At 41.9% G+C, this 17,645-nt stretch carries 14 protein-coding genes; 4 read left to right on the top strand and 10 right to left on the bottom strand.

All coding sequences use genetic code 11. The features are described 5' to 3' along the window. Positions 1-17: 17 nt before the first annotated feature. The 5 genes from AN394_RS02940 to AN394_RS02960 form a co-directional block, all read right to left on the bottom strand. On the bottom strand, positions 18-1,415 hold the full coding sequence (locus AN394_RS02940) for an efflux transporter outer membrane subunit (RefSeq protein WP_055020761.1): 1,398 nt from the start codon (positions 1,413-1,415) through the stop codon (positions 18-20). Next, the gene (locus tag AN394_RS02945; protein WP_055020762.1) at positions 1,408-4,542 is read right to left on the bottom strand and encodes an efflux RND transporter permease subunit; all 3,135 of its coding nucleotides are present in this window, start codon (positions 4,540-4,542) and stop codon (positions 1,408-1,410) included. The genes AN394_RS02940 and AN394_RS02945 overlap by 8 nt, the downstream gene beginning before the upstream one ends. A gap of 2 nt (positions 4,543-4,544) precedes the next feature. After that, positions 4,545-5,771, bottom strand: a complete 1,227-nt coding sequence (locus AN394_RS02950) for an efflux RND transporter periplasmic adaptor subunit (RefSeq protein WP_082422937.1) — start codon at positions 5,769-5,771, stop codon at positions 4,545-4,547. 74 nt (positions 5,772-5,845) lie between these two features. After that, positions 5,846-6,655 (bottom strand): bifunctional DNA-formamidopyrimidine glycosylase/DNA-(apurinic or apyrimidinic site) lyase, encoded by an 810-nt coding sequence (gene mutM, locus AN394_RS02955; RefSeq protein ID WP_054552701.1) that lies wholly within the window; start codon positions 6,653-6,655, stop codon positions 5,846-5,848. Positions 6,656-6,666: 11 nt separating this feature from the next. After that, the gene (locus tag AN394_RS02960) at positions 6,667-7,158 is read right to left on the bottom strand and encodes a hypothetical protein (protein ID WP_054552702.1); all 492 of its coding nucleotides are present in this window, start codon (positions 7,156-7,158) and stop codon (positions 6,667-6,669) included. Positions 7,159-7,309: 151 nt separating this feature from the next. Here AN394_RS02960 and AN394_RS02965 point away from each other — a divergent pair, with 151 nt between their 5' ends. Then, entirely contained in the window at positions 7,310-8,236 is a 927-nt protein-coding gene (locus AN394_RS02965; RefSeq protein ID WP_055020763.1) for a manganese-dependent inorganic pyrophosphatase, read from the top strand. A 69-nt stretch (positions 8,237-8,305) separates the two neighbouring features. On the opposite strand, the gene rlmB is transcribed toward AN394_RS02965, so the two are convergent. The 5 genes from rlmB to AN394_RS02990 all read right to left on the bottom strand — a co-directional run bounded on the left by rlmB (position 8,306) and on the right by AN394_RS02990 (position 14,140). Next, positions 8,306-9,052 carry a 23S rRNA (guanosine(2251)-2'-O)-methyltransferase RlmB gene (gene rlmB / locus AN394_RS02970; RefSeq protein ID WP_054561023.1) on the bottom strand — a complete coding sequence of 249 codons (747 nt, stop codon included), beginning with the start codon at positions 9,050-9,052 and terminating at the stop codon, positions 8,306-8,308. Further along, the gene (gene rnr / locus AN394_RS02975; protein ID WP_055020764.1) at positions 9,049-11,532 is read right to left on the bottom strand and encodes a ribonuclease R; all 2,484 of its coding nucleotides are present in this window, start codon (positions 11,530-11,532) and stop codon (positions 9,049-9,051) included. The genes rlmB and rnr overlap by 4 nt, the downstream gene beginning before the upstream one ends. A 145-nt stretch (positions 11,533-11,677) precedes the next feature. Then, positions 11,678-12,280: a DNA-binding response regulator gene (locus AN394_RS02980; protein WP_054561025.1), complete on the bottom strand. Its 603-nt coding sequence runs from the start codon at positions 12,278-12,280 to the stop codon at positions 11,678-11,680. After that, entirely contained in the window at positions 12,277-13,362 is a 1,086-nt protein-coding gene (locus AN394_RS02985; RefSeq protein WP_055020765.1) for a sensor histidine kinase, read from the bottom strand. Before AN394_RS02985 ends, AN394_RS02980 begins: the two co-directional genes overlap by 4 nt. Before the next feature lie 73 nt (positions 13,363-13,435). Then, a complete protein-coding gene (locus tag AN394_RS02990; RefSeq protein WP_055020766.1) occupies positions 13,436-14,140 on the bottom strand; it encodes a tetratricopeptide repeat protein in 705 nt (234 codons plus the stop codon). A 242-nt stretch (positions 14,141-14,382) separates the two neighbouring features. On the opposite strand from AN394_RS02990, the gene AN394_RS02995 reads away from it, so the two are divergent. Genes AN394_RS02995 through AN394_RS03005 form a run of 3 tightly spaced genes read left to right on the top strand, consistent with a single transcriptional unit; the run spans position 14,383 to position 17,586 of the window. Continuing rightward, positions 14,383-15,231 (top strand): DUF350 domain-containing protein, encoded by an 849-nt coding sequence (locus AN394_RS02995; protein ID WP_055020767.1) that lies wholly within the window; start codon positions 14,383-14,385, stop codon positions 15,229-15,231. A gap of 20 nt (positions 15,232-15,251) precedes the next feature. Continuing rightward, entirely contained in the window at positions 15,252-16,070 is an 819-nt protein-coding gene (locus tag AN394_RS03000; protein ID WP_055020768.1) for a hypothetical protein, read from the top strand. Further along, positions 16,060-17,586 (top strand): polyamine aminopropyltransferase, encoded by a 1,527-nt coding sequence (locus AN394_RS03005; protein ID WP_200910008.1) that lies wholly within the window; start codon positions 16,060-16,062, stop codon positions 17,584-17,586. Before AN394_RS03000 ends, AN394_RS03005 begins: the two co-directional genes overlap by 11 nt. Positions 17,587-17,645: the final 59 nt, after the last annotated feature.

Genomic DNA, 17,645 nt, shown 5'->3' on the forward strand with positions numbered 1-17,645 from the left:
TTTGCATGCTCTTTAAATTAATCCACCACTTTTTCTTTTTCTAGTTCCTGTTCGCTTAATTCATACCACCCGCCACCAAGGGCTTTATAAAGCGTTGCTAGGCTTTGCAGACGATCATTTTTTGCCTGCGATAACGCAATTTCTGCCGAAAATAACTGGCGCTGTGCATCCATTAAATCAAGGGAGCTGGCAACACCATTGCTATATCTTAGGCGTGCTAAGCGATAGTAATCTTGGCTACTGAGCACCAAGCTTCTTTGCGCATCATAGCTTTTTTCTGCCGACTGATAGTTCGAAAGCTGATTGCTCACTTCTTGCAGTGCCACCAACACTATTTTCTGATATTGAATACTTGCCTGATAAGCTCGTTGTTCCGCCACCGTTAAATTTGCCTGATTGCGCCCCATATTAAATATTGGCATTAAAAGCTCTGAGCCCAGCAACCAAACCTGCGAATTACTGGCGAGCAAATCACTAAAATCAGTACTTTCACTGCCATATTCGGCATACAACTTAAGTTTTGGGAATAAGGCCGCTTTTGCGACCCCAATTTCAGCCATGGCCGCTTGCCATTGATACATTGCTTGCTGCACATCTGGTCTACGCTTTAACAGTTCACTAGGTAGTCCTGTGGGTAATTGCTTAGGAAGGGTTTGCACAGATAACTCATTCCCCCCTTGCACATCAGCATTGGCATCACCAATCAAAAACTTTAACTGATTAATAATCCGCCTTTCACTGTGCTGTAAAGGAGGGATCTTCACTTTCGCTGACTCTAATTCAACCTCGGCTTGGCGCTGTTCTAGCCCTGAAATAATACCGCCTTTTTTACGAATACGCGCAATTTCAAGCTCCTTCTCGCGAAGCTTAATCGTACTGAGGCTAATTTTTAATTGCTCTTCAACTTCTTTGAGGGCAAAAAACTGCTGAGCAACATCAGCAATCAAGGCGAGCTGCAACGCGTTTCTTGCTTGCTCTTGGCTATAATAATTTGCCAGTGCGGCTTCGCTTGCGCGTCGGTTACTACCAAATAAATCTAGCTCCCAACTTAAGTAACCTTTTAAATCAAAGGTATTTTCTGGGCTGCTATTAAGCTCTTCTTCTCGCTCTGAAGTAAGCCCTACATTCACATCAGGCCATAAAGCGGCATCCGTAATTCGATACCGAGCTCGCGCTTCAATAATTTTCGATTGCGCAATTAACATATCTTGGTTGTTAAGAAGCGCTTGGCTAATCAGCTTTTGCAAATGAGGGTCGCTATAAATTTGCTTCCAGCCCGCTAAAGCCTCCGATTGTGGCGTTGCTGTTGCGCCCATAAAATTAGCAACTTCACTATGCTCAGGTGCTTCAAAATCAGGCCCTACAGCACAGCCTTGAATGCAAGCGAAACAAAGCAATGGTAACAATTTATGCATCGACTTGCTCCTCTACTACTTTAGAGGCCGGTGTTTGCTGTTTTTTTACAAAGCGTGCAGCGGTAATAAAAAACAGCGGCACTAATATTATGCCGATAGAGCTTGCCAGTAACATCCCCCCTAAAATAGGCATAGATACCGACTGTCGACCAACCGCTCCGGGGCCAGAAGCAAGTACTAACGGCAATACACCAAGCACAAAAGAGGCTGCAGTCATTAATATAGGCCGAAAGCGAGAACGGGCGGCTTCTATTGCTGCATCAGTAGCATCCATCCCCTCCTGATAAAGCTGATTTGCCACCTCAACAATCAAAATTGAGTTCTTTGCCGCAAGGCCGATCAAGGCAATAAAGGCGACTTGGAAGAATAAATTGTTTTCATGCCCCGTCACTAAGGTCAATACAGAGGCTCCCAACATAGCAATCGGGCTTATTAGTAGTACAGCAAACGGCAAGCTCCAACTTTCATAGAGCGCCGCTAAAAATAAAAATACAAACACAATAGCAAGGCTGATAGCGATACTTAGCTGACCCGATGAGCGAATTTCTTGATAGGTTAATCCTGTCCATTCATAGCCAAGGTTAGGCGGTAGTTTTGCCATTTCTTCTTTAATTACGTTAATTACATCACCCGATGCATAGCCTTTAGCTGGCGATACATTCACCATGGCACTGGTAAACATATTAAAGCGATTTATTGCAGACGGACCGGTTGTTAAATTTAACTTAGCAAGCACATTTGATGGCACCATAGCACCATTTTTTGAACGCACATAAAATTCGTTGAGGTTTTCAGGGCGTGCCCTAAATTCATCTTCAGCCTGAACTTTAACCCGATAAACCCGGCCAAATAAATTAAAGTCATTAATTGTTGATGAGCCAGTAAGCACTTTCATTGTGCTGTAAACATCAGCAATCGGCACCTCTAATGCCATGGCTTTTTCTCTATCTAATTCCAAAAACAGCTGGGGTACTGAGCCACGCAGTGAGCTACTTGCTTTAGCAACTTCAGGGCGGTTATTTAAATTTGCCAGCAGTACCTCGAGCGATTCAACCAGACTCGTTAAGTTGCCTCCTGTTTTTTCTTGCAGCGCAAACTCAACACCAGAGCCGGAACCAAGCCCCGCCACAGCCGATGGCTGAAACACATTAAATTCAGCATCGGGAATGGCGTAGAGCTGCTTACGTATATCATTCATCACACTTGTGACCGTAAAACCTTGCTCTGCACGCACTTGCCAAGGCTTTAAAATCACCTCCATTTGACCATGTGATTGCGCACTACCAGCACGGCGGTTTTCACCCGCTAGCGTGAATGAATAAGCCACCCCAGCATGGCTCATAACAAATTGGTTAGCTTTACTTATCACCTCATTGGTACGTGAGACCGTTGCCGCATCTGGCAAGGTAATATCAACAAAAAAGCGTCCTTGATCTTCTTGCGGCATAAAGCTACTTGGTAATTGGCTAAACACAAAGTAACAGCCACCTATCATTATAAAAAAGCCAATATAACTACGTTTTGCTTTTTCAGAGCATGCCTTTACAAGCCAAGTGTATTTTTCGCCAACACTTTCAAGCCAGTTATTAAATTTATTAAAAATCTTAATCTTTGATGGGGCGCTAGGTTTTAAGAAAATCGCACATAAAGCAGGGCTCAAGGTTAGCGCAACTAGGGTCGAAATGAGTACCGCAACGGTAATTGCAATCGCAAACTCTCGGTACATAATGCCCGTAATACCGGCTAAAAATGACACCGGCACAAACACCGCTGCCAGTACTAAAGAGGTTGCCACTATGGCGCCAGAAAGCTCTGTCATCGCTTGCTTAGTAGCAGCAACTACCTCCATATTTTGCTCATTGATCAGTCGCTCAACACTTTCGACTACAACAATCGCATCATCAACGACGATGCCGATTGCCAATACCATAGCCAATAAACTGACATTGTTTATGGTAAATCCAAATGCAGCCAAGGCGATAAAGGTACCCACTATCGACACTGGCACAGCTAAAGCGGGTATTAAAGTTGTTCGCCAGTTTTGCAAAAATAAATACACCACTAAAATCACTAAGATAAGCGCTTGAATAAGGGTATTGATCACCTCATTAATCGACAGCTTGATGAACTCAGAGGCATCATAAAATAACTGCCATTTCACACCCTTCGGAAAAGCTGCACTCAGGCGATCCATCTCAGCCTTAACGCGCTCTGTAACCGCTAATGCATTAGAGCCTGGTAACATATAAACCTGCAAAATAGTGGCGGGCTGTTCATTTAGTTTTGAATTTAAAGTGTACGCTGACGACGCCAACTCAACCCTTGCAACATCTCGCAAACGGATCATCGAGCCATCACTATTCACTCGCAGCATAATGTTATTAAATTCATCCACCTTATTAAGCCGACCTTGTGCTCGTACCGGAAAGTTAAGCTTAATTGCATCGCTCATTGGCTGAGCCCCGATCTCCCCAGCAGCGGCCTCTTTATTTTGTGCTTTGATTGCTGCGGTCACATCATTCACGGTTAACTCGTAGCCCGCTAAAATATCAGGCTTTAACCAGACCCGCATAGCATATGAACGCGAGCCGGTGTTTCGCACTTTGCCAACCCCCGGAACACGCTTTAAAGCCGCCTCTACATTGATGCTAGCGTAGTTACTCAAATAGATTTCGTCATAGCGTGGGTCATCAGAGGTCAGTGCCAGTTTCAACAGCTCAACGGAACTTTCATTAGAGACATTCACCCCTTCAGTTTGCACATCAACAGGTAAATTACTGCCTGCTTGGCTTGCGGTGTTTTGAACATCAACAAGGGCGAGATCTGGGTCGGTGCCAACATCAAAGGTGAGTGTGATCCCAACACTGCCAGAGTTAGTTGCCTTTGACTCCATATACAACATATTCGGTGTGCCATTTAATTCTTGCTCAAGAGGAATGGCTACCGACTCAGATGCGGTCTCTGCCGTTGCGCCGGGGAATGAAGCAGACACTTTAACCGACGGCGGAGCAATATCTGGGTATTGATCAATGGGTAGGGTAAAGAGCGAGACCAAGCCTGTGAGTAAAATAACTAACGAAATAACGATAGCAAACACTGGACGCTTGATAAAAAAATGCGAAAACATAGCTAAGCTCCCTGCTGATTTTTTTCATCATCTTGTTTGCTTGGTTTATCTGACGCCAGTGGAGTAGTGCCCGTGTTTGGCGTTAATCGGCGTTTTTCAAACTCGGCTAACGAAATCGCTTTTACTTGCTGACCATGACGAATGCGATGCAAACCTTTCACCACCACTTGCTCACCCGCACTCAAGCCACCGCTGGCAACAATTCCTTGTTCACCGTAATGCTCAACAACAATAAAGCGCCGCTCTATCTCACCTGAATCAAGTACCACCATTACATAAATACCGCCCTGCTCAACTTGTGTAGCTTCTTCAGGGACGACAATGGCATCTTTCAATTCGGATAATTTAATCCGTGCTTTTGTATATTGCCCAGGTAGTAGCTCACTATTAGGGTTAGGCAGCTTTGCTCTTACTTTAAAGGTGCCCGTTTTCGGGCTAATTTTAGGGTCGGTGAAACTCACATCACCCCAATATCGATACTCACTGCCATCAGGCAAAGAAATACGTACAAAGCCTTCTAGCGCCTTGCCTTGTTGCTCGGCTTGTAGCTGCTCCATCATGCTGGTCATACGCCGCTTAGCATTCAAATAATCAAGTGCCGACATATTAAAATTAACGAAAATAGGGTCTATTTGCTGAATGGTGGTAAGGAGTGAAATACCATTACTGCCGACCAAAGCACCGAGATCGGCTTCAGAGCTACCAACCATGCCACTAATTGGCGCCGTAATACGGGTATATTCTAAATCGAGCTTGGTTTCTTCAAGTTCTGCTTGGGTTGCTGATAATGACGCTTGCGCTTGCTCTTGAATAGAAATTGCATTGTCGTAGTCGAGCTGACTTGCTGCATCTTGCTCGTAGAGGGGTTTTAAACGAGTAACATCGCGCTTTGCTTTTGCCAGCGCTGCTTGGTCTTTTTGTAGTGCGGCTTTAACGCGATTAAGCTTAGCTCGGTAGGGTCTATCATCAATGGTGTAGAGTAAATCACCTTCGTTTACCCAACTACCTTCAACAAATTCAACACTTTGTACAAAGCCGGTGATCCGTGCGCGTACTTCAACATCAAGTGATGCGTCTGTACGCGCAACGTAATTCCCATACAGCGGCACATCAAACTGCTTAACCTCAGCGGTAACCACTTCCTCAACGATAACTTGAGGTTGCTCTTTAGAACAACCCACCAGTGCCGCTAAGCACACGCACCCTATGACGTATTTGTTTAATAGCATACAACCTTCTCATTCCTTAAGCCTGTCTCTATCTTGCTATCTGTTGCAATACTACATAGATGAGGGATTCTTTGTTATTTTTGACAATTAGAGCAGTACACAGTGCTTCTTTGCCCTAATCTAATTTCTTTTAATGGCTCTTTACACGTTACACATGGCTCACCTTTGCGACCATAAACTAGTAATTGCTGGGCAAAATAACCGGGCTTACCATCACTTTGAGCAAAATCTTTTAATGTTGTGCCGCCTTGCGTGATAGCCGCAGCAAGTGTTTCTTTAATAATAGGCACTAATTGCTGATAACGCTTTAAAGACACCTTGCCGGCTTCTCGTTTCGGGTGAATTCCGGCCTTAAATAACGACTCATTGGCATAGATATTACCTACACCAACTACCACAGCGTTATCCATAATAAACTGTTTAATTGGTACTTTTTTATTTCTAGACTGTTCGTAAACACGCTTTGCAGCAAACTCATCGGTAAGAGGCTCCGGTCCAAGCTTGGTTAGCAAGGTATGACATTCGCCTGGTGCTTGCCATAAGCAGGCACCAAAGCGACGCGCGTCGTTGAGTCTTAGCGCTTTACCAGAGGCTAAAATAAATTCGATATGGTCGTGCTTTTTTAATGGCTCATCTGCGCTCACAACTCGTAAATTGCCCGACATTCCTAAGTGCAAAATAACACTACCCAGCTCACAACCGAGTAATAAATATTTTGCTCTACGCTCCACTGAAGTAACTTTAAGTCCTTGTAATTGATATACATCATCAGGCACAGGCCAACGCATACTAGCGTTATGAATATTTACTTTGGTCACTGTTTGGTTAAGCACATGCGGCGTTATTCCCAAACGGCTAACTTCAACTTCTGGTAATTCAGGCATCTGTGACTCTCTTAAAACGGGTATAACGGAAATAACTTAGCAGCATCAGCTTGTTCAAGCTCAAATACTCGTTGTAACCGCTTATCTAATAAATAGTATTGCTGATCTATGTTGTACAACTGATACACCGCTGGCAACTGCTCCCCGGCTAGCCACACGGAGGCAACATAATCAGCCGATGTCTGTGAAATTTTACTAACAGGGAGACTGGCAATAGTCAGTTTTTGATGTTGCCAAAGTTCAACGAGTTGTTCGAGCTGCTGCTCATCGCCTTGCCATGTGGTTTCTTGCAGTGATTGGCTACGCCAAGAGGTGCCTATACGCTCGATTTTTAATTCTGGAAATGCCATTGCTAAAATGAAGCTTTGCTCTGGGAGTAATGCTTGTACTCCTTCTTCAACGGGCTGTGTATTGAGCTTTTTATGTAGGCCATTGAAGAAAAAAATCATCAATAGCATCGAAATAATCACCACATTATTCCATGCTTTTCGGCTCAAGCGCATCAGTATCTTCCTCAGTTTTCAATATCTTAAAGTGTAACCAAAAAGGACATTAATTGGCAGTTGTAATTGATCAACAAAATTTCATGTCTGTTATGTATCAATCTGTCGATACTTTGCTAAAATATCCGCCAAATTTAAAGGAGTTCCGTCAATGTCAATGTATGTAGTGGGTCATAAGATCCCTGATTCAGATTCAATTTGCGGTGCAATTGCGCTTGCATACTTAAAAAACCAGATCAATGAACCTGCGATCCCGACGCGTTTAGGTGAAGTATCACCTGAAACACAATTTATCCTAGATAAATTCGGTTTCGAAGCACCTGAGCTAAAACTTAGCTACGCAGGCGAAGACGTTTATATCGTTGACCACACAGAAAAAACACAAGCACCTGATGACATCGATGAAGCACGTGTTGTAGGTGTTGTTGATCACCACAAATTAGGCGATTTAACATCATCAACACCACTTGAGTGTTGGATCCGCCCAGTGGGTTGTTCAAACACTATCATCAAAATGATGTATGACTTCTACAACGTAGAGATTCCAAAAGATATCGCAGGCATCATGTTATGCGCTATCTTAAGCGACACTGTAATCTTTAAATCACCAACGTGTACAACAGCTGATATCAAATGTGTTGAAGCACTTGCTGAAATCGCTGGCATAGAAGATTTCAAAGAACTTGGCATGGAAATGTTCAAGGTTAAATCAGCAGTTGATGGCACCCCTGCACGTGATTTAGTAATGCGTGATTTCAAAGACTTCAACATGAACGGTAAGCTAGTAGGTATTGGCCAGCTAGAAGTTATCGACCTTGCTGTATTTGATGAGATCAAAGCAGACCTTGAAGCTGACATCGCAAAGCTTAAAGAAGAAGGCGGTCGCCACTCAGTATTACTCCTGTTAACCGATATCATGAAAGAAGGCTCTGAAATGCTAATTGCGTCTGATGACGTATCAGTAATCGAAGCTGCCTATGATGTTAAATCAGAAGACGGTCGCGTATGGTTAGATGGCGTATTAAGCCGTAAGAAGCAAGTAGTACCACCACTACAAGACGCTTTTGCAAAAATCTAATCAGAACTGTTAGATACAAAAAAGCCGATGTTACATCGGCTTTTTTTGTGTCTGAAATTTTCGCGGTAGTTAGATTTGCGTTGCATTACGCTGACGTAACACTTCAAATAAACAAATACCGGTCGCAACTGACACATTTAAACTAGATACCGAACCAGCCATTGGGATTTTAACTAATAAATCACAATGCTCACGAGTAAGGCGGCGCATACCATCCCCTTCAGCACCCATAACAACAGCCATTGGCCCTGTTAGGTTTGCATCAAATAACTCAGTATCTGTTTCACCGGCAGTGCCGACAACCCAAACGCCAGCATCTTTAATTTCACGCAACGTACGCGCAAGATTGGTTACTTGAACTAATGGCACTGTTTCTGCTGCACCGCATGCTACTTTGCGCGCTGTGCCGTTCAGTTTTGCAGACTTATCTTTAGGAACGATAATCGCGTGCACGCCCGCAGCATCTGCACTACGTAAACAGGCACCTAAGTTATGTGGATCAGTAATACCATCAAGTACCAGTAAGAAAGGCGTTTCTTCACGGGCAATGATCTCATCTAGATCTTTTTCGTTATACATGCGCGCCGCTTTTACATTAGCGATAATCCCTTGGTGCTGCTCACCATTTGCTTTATTATCAAGCGCTTTACGCTGCATAAATTGTACAGAAATACCGAATTTACGTGCTTGGTCAATAACCGGGTTTAAACGTTTATCTTCACGCCCTTTTAAAGCGTATATTTCTAAAAAGCGCTCAGGCTCTTTTGCTAATATTGCTTCAACTGAGTGAAAACCAAAAATTAATTCATTACTCACGTATTATTTGCTCCTCGGCCATTACGTTTACGGGCATTCTTACCCGGTCTTTTTGCCTTTTTGGTGGCTTTTTTCTTACTCTTCTTTTTGCCAGCTTTTACAGCATCAGCTTGTTTACTATTAGGCTTTTTACGCCCTTTAGAAGATGAAGACTTGCCACGTTTTTCATTCTCTTTGTCGCCTGATTTTGCCTCAAAGCTGCCTGACTGCGCTTTTTTACCAGGAATTTTACCTGCTTTAAGCTGGGCACGAACACTTGGTTTTGCAGGGGCACTACGGCCACGACGACGCGCATAACGGTCTTGTTGCGCTTCACCTGCTAACACTAAGTTTATGCGTCGCTCGTCAAGACTGACAGATGACACCTGAACCGTTAGTTTATCGCCTAAACGATAAACGGTGTGAGTTTGTTCACCAATTAAGCAATGCTTAGCACCATCGTAATGGAAGTACTCATTGCCCAGCTTAGTTACATGGATCATGCCGTCGATTTGTAAATCGTCTAAGCGTACAAATAAACCAAAGTTAGTTACCGATGAGATCACCCCACCAAATTCGTCACCAACATGGTCTTGCATAAATTCACATTTCAGCCAATCTGCTACTTCGCGAGTCGCATCATCAGCACGGCGTTCAGTGGTTGAACACTGCTCACCTAAAATATCAACTTCGTCATCAGTGTAGGCATACTCACCCGATGTTTGCTGACCTTGCGCTTTAAGTACCGCTTTAATTGCACGGTGCACCACTAAATCAGGGTAACGACGAATTGGCGATGTAAAGTGGGCATAGGCTGGTAAAGCTAAACCAAAGTGGCCAATGTTATCTGGCTGATAAACCGCTTGCTTCATTGAACGGAGCAACATGGTTTGAATAAGCTCAGCTTCTGGGCGGTCGCCTAATTTAGCTAACACTTGCGTTATTTCTTTTGGTGTTGGCTCATCAGAAATCGCAGTTTCGATACCAAGCTCTGATAAAAAGTTTCTGAAGAAACCCAGCTTTTCAGCATCAGGCTCATCATGCACACGATAAAGCGCACTCGCCTCGTGCTTTTCTAATAATCGGGCTGCCGATACGTTCGCTAAAATCATGCACTCTTCGATAAGTTTGTGTGCATCATTACGAACCACTGGCACGATTGATTCGATCTTACGATGTGCATTAAACACAAAGCGCGTTTCTAAGGTTTCAAACTCAATCGCACCACGGTCTTGGCGAGCAGCTTTAAGTGCCATGTACATTTGCTGTAAGTCAGTTAAATGTGGCACCATTTTAGCGTACTCTTCACGTAGCTTTTCATCGCCTTGTAAAATCGCATTCACTTTGGTGTAAGTAAAACGAGCGTGTGAATTCATCACCGCTTCGTAAAATTTATACCCAGACAACTTACCCGCTTCTGACACCGTCATCTCAGCAACCATACATAAACGGTCAACTTCTGGGTTCAATGAGCACAAGCCATTCGATAGCACTTTTGGCAGCATCGGAATAACTTGCTCAGGGAAGTATACTGAGTTACCACGTTCAATCGCTTCTTTATTCAGAGGCGTGTTCATTCCTACGTAGTGCGACACATCGGCAATGGCCACCCATAAACGCCAACCACCTGATGGTTTGCGCTCACAATAAACTGCATCGTCAAAGTCACGGGCATCTTCACCGTCGATTGTAACTAGCGGTAAGTCACGTAAATCAACGCGACCTTGCTTTGCTTGTTCATCAACAAACTCACCTAAATGAGCAACTTGCTTTTCAACCGCTTCTGGCCAAACGTGAGGAATATCGTGATTGCGTAGTGCAACTTCAATTTCCATACCCGGTGCTAAGTGCTCACCCAGTACCTCAGTGACTTTGCCTACCGCATTCATATGTCGGCTTGGGTTTTGGGTAATTTGCACCTGCACCATTTGGTTGTGGCGCGCACCATTTTCACTACCCGGTAGTATCATAATATCTTGCGTTATGCGTGGGTCTTCAGCCACAACAACTGCAATACCATGCTCAACAAAATAGCGGCCAACAATCGGTGCACGTTCATTGGTTAATACCTTAATGATGCGTGCATCGCATTTGCCACTTGAGCCTTTGCGATTGCCTTTAGCAAGCACAATGTCACCGTGCAACACCATATTCATTTGGTGCTTTGCGATAAACCAATCTTTACTCTCACCTTCAACTTCTAAAAAGCCGAATCCGTCACGATGACCAATGACCTTGCCTTTAACTAGGCCAGATTCATCAATCAATGCGTAGCATTTAAACTTATTGAAATACAGTTGACCATCGCGTTCCATAGCACGTAAACGACGTTTGAACGCAATTTGACGCTCTGTATCATTCACATGTAATTCGTCACAAAGTTGTGTGAAGTTTGCTGGTTTGGCGCGAGATTCTAAGTGAGTAAGTATAAACTCACGGCTAGGGACGGGGTTTTCGTACTTTTCTTGTTCTCGACTGAGATTGGGATCCTGTTTTGACATTCACTATCTTGTTAGTTGGTTATGTTGTTATTTTAACCCATAACCTAACAATGAGACAGGCAAAAGCTATGAAACTTTTAAGAAATTGATTAAACCAGTTTTCGCACTCAAATTGTTCAATAATTTAATAGCAAAATTAAGGACCTTATAACCACCCTTTTTGTCTTGCTATGCGAGCAGCATCTACTCGGTTTACCGCATTTAGTTTACTCATTGCTTCTGAAAGATAATTTCTAACCGTCCCTTCTGATAAAAACAATGTTTTTGCAATATCTTGAGTTTTTAAGCCATCACCGGCTAATTTTAATGCTTTGCGTTCTTTATTAGTCAATGGATCAGTGTCAGATAATGCAAGTAAAGCAAGTTCGGGATCAATGACTCTTCGGCCTTGATTGACTGATTTTATTGCATTAATTAAATGCTCTGATGGCGCTTCCTTTAAAATAAATGCGCGAACATCTGCTTTCATAGCACGTTTTATATAACCTGCCTTTGAAAATGTAGTTATTATCATGGTTTTAATATCAGAATGGCGCTTACTCAGTATTTCTACCAATTCGATGCCTGACATATTGGGCATTTCAATATCTGATAACACCATATCAATCTTATTTTGTTCAATAAATTTAAGTGCAGCTTTGCCATCCTCTGCTTGCCCAACGACATTAATAAATGGATCAAGTCCAACAAGCGCACTAATTGCTTCCCTAACCATTTGCTGATCTTCAACAATGAGTAAATTAATCATGATAAATTCGCTTGAAAATTCATAGTCAGGTTAAACCCTTTTTTATTTTCCACAATAAGCTCTCCGCCAAGTGCTTCAGTACGCTGCTTAATGCCATTAATGCCATTGCCACTTTTAAATGTGGTTACTATACCGTTATCCTTAATTGATATTAGTTCCTTACTAATATCAATTAAAACTTCATTCCCTTTACTATGCCTTAAAATATTAGTGCAAGCCTCAGTAACAATAAGCGATACGGTTTTTTGTGTTGCTGTCGATAAGTTTGTTAATTCATTGTTTACTTTTACATTAAAGCCATTTTGTGTTAGCTCTTCTTGCAAAAACTCTAACTGTTTAGTGAGGTTAAACTGTTTCATATTTGTTACTGCTTTACGAATATCACTGAGTAAATCTCGGCTAATGGCCGCCACTTGCTTTATTTCACTCTGTGCTTGCTCAACGTTATCATTAACAATTAACTTTTCGGCTAGTTCTGCTTTTAGAGCAATCGACGATAGACTGTGACCAGCTAAATCATGAAGGTCTCGTGCAATGCGTTCACGTTCAGCAATCATTGCCAACTGTTCTATTTGATGTTGACTTTTTTGTTCACTTAACTGGTGTATTCGTTCACGCCTCTCAGCACGTCCCATAAAATAAAGTGCAATGCTGATGATGAGTGCTGGCGCAATAAAATATGGATTATTCAAATCAAATAAATACACCGCGAAAAAAATACTTAAAGCAACAGCAACTAGCCCTAAAACGCCTTTTTTTTGTCTAAAGTTGAACCCCAAAAAATAGCAAGCAAAGCCAAATAAAGTTTGTGTTCCAAGAGTTAAATATGTACCAAAAGTTGCGATAATAACAATGATAGACACTGGAATGAGCGCATCTTCACCTTTTGCGTTAGCAGCTTTAACATAGTAAAAAATAAAAGTTATATATATCATAACTATAATAAAAATATCTAAAGCTGCGAATTGCTCAAAACTTAGAATCAACGGTAAAAAATAAAAACTTGAAAAAACAAGTGGCCCCCAGACCCAGTAAGGCTTTTTTTCAATTGCTAAGCTTTGTCTAAAACTATCACTTTTCATTTATGCTCAATCCCATTTTTGGCTTTTTTAAATCTTATCTAAACGTGGGCAGCATATGGCTGCCCACGATTAGTTACTGCTTATTTTTATTTATCAAAATTTTAGGCCATGTATAGTTTGGTGCAAGGTCAAGTGATGTTTGCCAATCTTGCACTGCTTTTTGCACATCATTTAGTGCTAAATATGTTAACCCACGCCAGACATATGCTTCCGCCTGCCCCCATTTATAACCATCATTATTATCATTTTGATAGTGAATTAGAGACTCATTCAATGAACTAAGCGCTTGCTGTTTACTGCCACCAAACATGCTAGGTGTGTTTAAAGCAATTATACCTTTAACTAGGTGAGCACGAGGATTACTTTTGTCAATTTGCACCGCATTATTTAACGCATTGTTCGATTTTATGCCGTAGTAAAAACCTGTAATAGGTTTAATCGAAATACGATAACCATACACTTGAGCAAGCAATGCGTTTGCCTCACTTTTATCTGCGTCAAGTTTATCGTCTAAAAGCGCTGTTTGTGCAATATCAAGTAAGGCAAGCGCTTTTTCAGTTTCACCCATGATATTATGTGCAATAGCAAGGCGATAATTCACAAGCGCTGCATCATACCCTGCTGCATTTTTTGCTATTTTGGTAAGTTCTGACAAGTTATGCTGTTGAGATGCAAGTTCAATACTATCTATAGTACTTTGTTCAGCAAATACGTAATTTGTGTTAAATGTAATTGCCGCAGCGAATAACGCGTAAATATTTTTAGTAATTAGATTCATAGCTATACCCTTTATATTAATGAATGACAAACCGACATGTATCGGTACAGGTATAGTGTTACTTAAAAAAGAATGAGTGTTTAACGACATTTGTAAGCAATACATCATGACAATTGTCATAAAAAAGCTATGAAACTTTTAAGAAATTGATTAATTCTGCCAAAAATGAAGCTTTGATATTCTTTGCAACAAACACTCTGTGTTAATATTTTCGGAAAATAACAACAAGCTAACATAATTATATGGATATTAACTTAACCCACTACCTCGCAACGATGGCCTACAACAGCGCCTATATTGGTCTGTTCATTGCGATCATAGCGGTTGCAAAACTGTCGTATAACTTAGCAACCCCTTATAACACCACCAGCCAATTAACCGATAATGCCAACAGTGCCTTGGGTTTATCTATTGGCGGCTACTTAGGGGCAATTACCATTATTTATGGCTTTGTTTTAGCTGGACCTAGCCAAGGTTTACTAAGAGATTTGATGAATGTATCACTGTACAGTGTATTAGGTATGGTGCTGCTAACCTGCTCACGTATTTTAAATGACAAATTACTGCTGCGCTTGTTCTGCAACCAAGAGCAATTAATTAACCAACAAAACGAGGCCGTAGGCCTAGTACAAGCGGCAAACTATATGGCTGCTGCACTGATCATTGGTGGCGCATTAACCGGCGAAGGCACATGGTTATCAGCCATTGTGTTTTATTTTTTAGGGCAACTAATGCTGATCATTTTTGCCAAAGGCTATGATCACCTCACTGCTTTTAATCTTCACGAACAGCTCGAAAAAGGCAACAAAGCCGTTGCACTTAGCTTTTCTGGCACTATGTTGGCGTTAGCTATTATCTTGTGTCATGCGCTCATTGGTGGCTTTCATACTTGGCAACAAAGCTTAAGTTTATTCTTTATTGACGCATTATTTGGCTTTTTAATTTTACCAATTGTGCGTTACCTCGTTGATAAAATTATCTTTAGCAAAATTTCACTCGACCAAGCAATGCACGACAAAAACACCGCCGTTGCGGTTATTGAAAGCAGCATTGCAATCTGTGTTGCTGTTATCATCACTATCGCTATTTAAGCTTATTTATGGAGTAATGGATGAACATCTATAAGCTTTTTATTATTGCCGCTATCACATTTGTTGTTTGCTTGGTGATACGTGCAGATCTACAAGCGCCACTTATTAGTGGCCAATATGGCAACTTTAAAGACTACGACGGACAAGACAAAGCTTACCTATTTACAGTGCCAGAAGATGGCCAAATGATGCGCTTAGAAATTAAAGGCAGACTGCCTTTAAACTCTTGGAAAGCTATTGATATCGAAATTTTTGACCCTGATGGTAACTACTTATTTAGTTACTCTGATGAACTTTGGGCCGAAACCGGACACGATTCAGATGGCAAATGGACTGAGTACCGTGATTATACTCATCACGATGTCCACTTCCCAAAGAAGGGGCAATATAGCGCCTACGTCAGTAGTACGTTTGGCCCAAATAAGCGTGCCGAACATTTTAGTTATACGTTTCGTATTATCCCAATCAAAGGTAACAGTAATTTTATGCTACCGCTGTTATGGATTTCTGGTTTCATCGGCGGTGTAGCCCTATTTGTAATGCTGCATCGTTTAGAAGCTGAGCGTGAAGGCTCTGATATTACTTATAAACCAATCAATAAGTTAAACCCTGAGGCTATAAAAGCAATGGACTCGCGTATCTCAGTTTGGCCTATTGTGTTACTGTTTTTAGCACCCGTGCTCTTCTTTTCCTTCTTGGCATATAGCAAAGGTGACAAAGAGCAAGATTGGCAAGTTTACTCCTATCACCACCTCACAATAAGCGTTGATAAACAATTACGTGAGCAAAGTATTGGTAGTGCAGGTTTCCGTTCACGAGGCGGCCCAGGTGGTAAATAAATCAATTCGCGAAAGCCACATTTTACTGTTTAGTATTTTTGTTGCTGGCCTTTGCTCAATTATCTATGAGCTACTGATCGCAACCACTGGTGCCTACTTTTTGGGTGATAGCATCACTCAGTTTTCCCTGACGATTGGCGTCTATATGGCAGCAATGGGGGTTGGCTCTTATTTTTCCCGCTTTGTGCCTGATAAGCCATTGCTGGTGTATTTTATTGGTTTTGAGCTTGCGCTTGCACTACTTGGCGGTTTGAGTGTGCCATTGCTGTATTTCTGCTATGCGTTTGGTTTACCACTGCAAGCAATTAGTATTTTACTCACTACGCTAATAGGGATTTTGATTGGCTTAGAAATTCCGCTGTTAAGTCGCCTAATGGAGAAACATTATGCGCTAAAAGCAAACCTCGCCAATGTATTATCTATTGACTACTTTGGCGCCCTGCTCGCGACTTTACTGTTTCCTTTTCTATTTTTACCTTGGCTTGGGGTTTTTAAAACAGCCTTAAGCTTTGGCTTAATGAATCTAAGTATTGCGCTGTTATTGCTGTGGTACTTTATCGACCATATCAGCCCAAATCGTCGAAAAGTGCTTAGACTCACATTAGTTTTAGTCTGCTCAGTATTAGTGCTTTGCTTATTTGCTAGTAAACAGCTCACCCATCTTTGGCAAAGCCAAATCTACGATGATCGTGTAGTACACTCAGAACAAACGCCCTATCAGCAAATCGTACTGACTCGTCATAAAGATGATATTCGGCTTTATTTAAATGGTGGCTTACAGTTTTCATCGGTTGATGAGTATCGCTATCACGAAGCGCTTATTCATCCCGCTATGGTGCGCCATGGTAATGCCAAACGTATTCTAATTTTAGGCGGTGGCGATGGCTTAGCAACCAGAGAGCTTTTGAAATACCCGCAAATAGAATCTATTACCCTAGTCGATTTAGACCCAGCAGTCGCTAGGCTTGCGCAAACTAATCACAACCTGACAACTCTTAACAAGCACTCACTCAGTGACCCTAAAGTGACAGTTATTCATCAAGATGCTTATGTGTTTGTTGAGCAAAACGAACAGCTTTTCGATATTATTTTTATTGATTTACCGGATCCAAAAGCAATCAATTTAGCACGGCTTTACAGTCAGCAGTTTTATCAACTAGTAAAAACACGATTACCAAATAACGGTATAGTAGTGACCCAGGCCACCAGCCCATTTTTTGCGAAGCAAGCATTTTGGTCTATCAATAACACACTCAGTGCAGCAGGCTTTGCGCATACCTTGCCATATCATTTAAATGTGCCCTCTTTTGGCGAATGGGGCTTTATTATGGCTTGCAACTTGATGTGCAGTAACCAACAAGTATTGCCAGTTAAAACCCGCTTTTACCGCCCAGAAAATGACGCACAATTGTTTATTTTTACGCCGGATATTAGCGCTAACAATGAAAAAGTATCGACACTTGATGAGCCTAATGTGCTGCACTATTACTTGCAGGGATGGAAATATTGGAACTAAACGAATGGATTAGCCCATTTGGGGAGTTTACAAAGTAAAGGATTACCGTTACAAAGAGA

This window comes from Pseudoalteromonas sp. P1-26 (genome assembly GCF_001401795.1).
Taxonomy (GTDB): Bacteria; Pseudomonadota; Gammaproteobacteria; order Enterobacterales; family Alteromonadaceae; genus Pseudoalteromonas.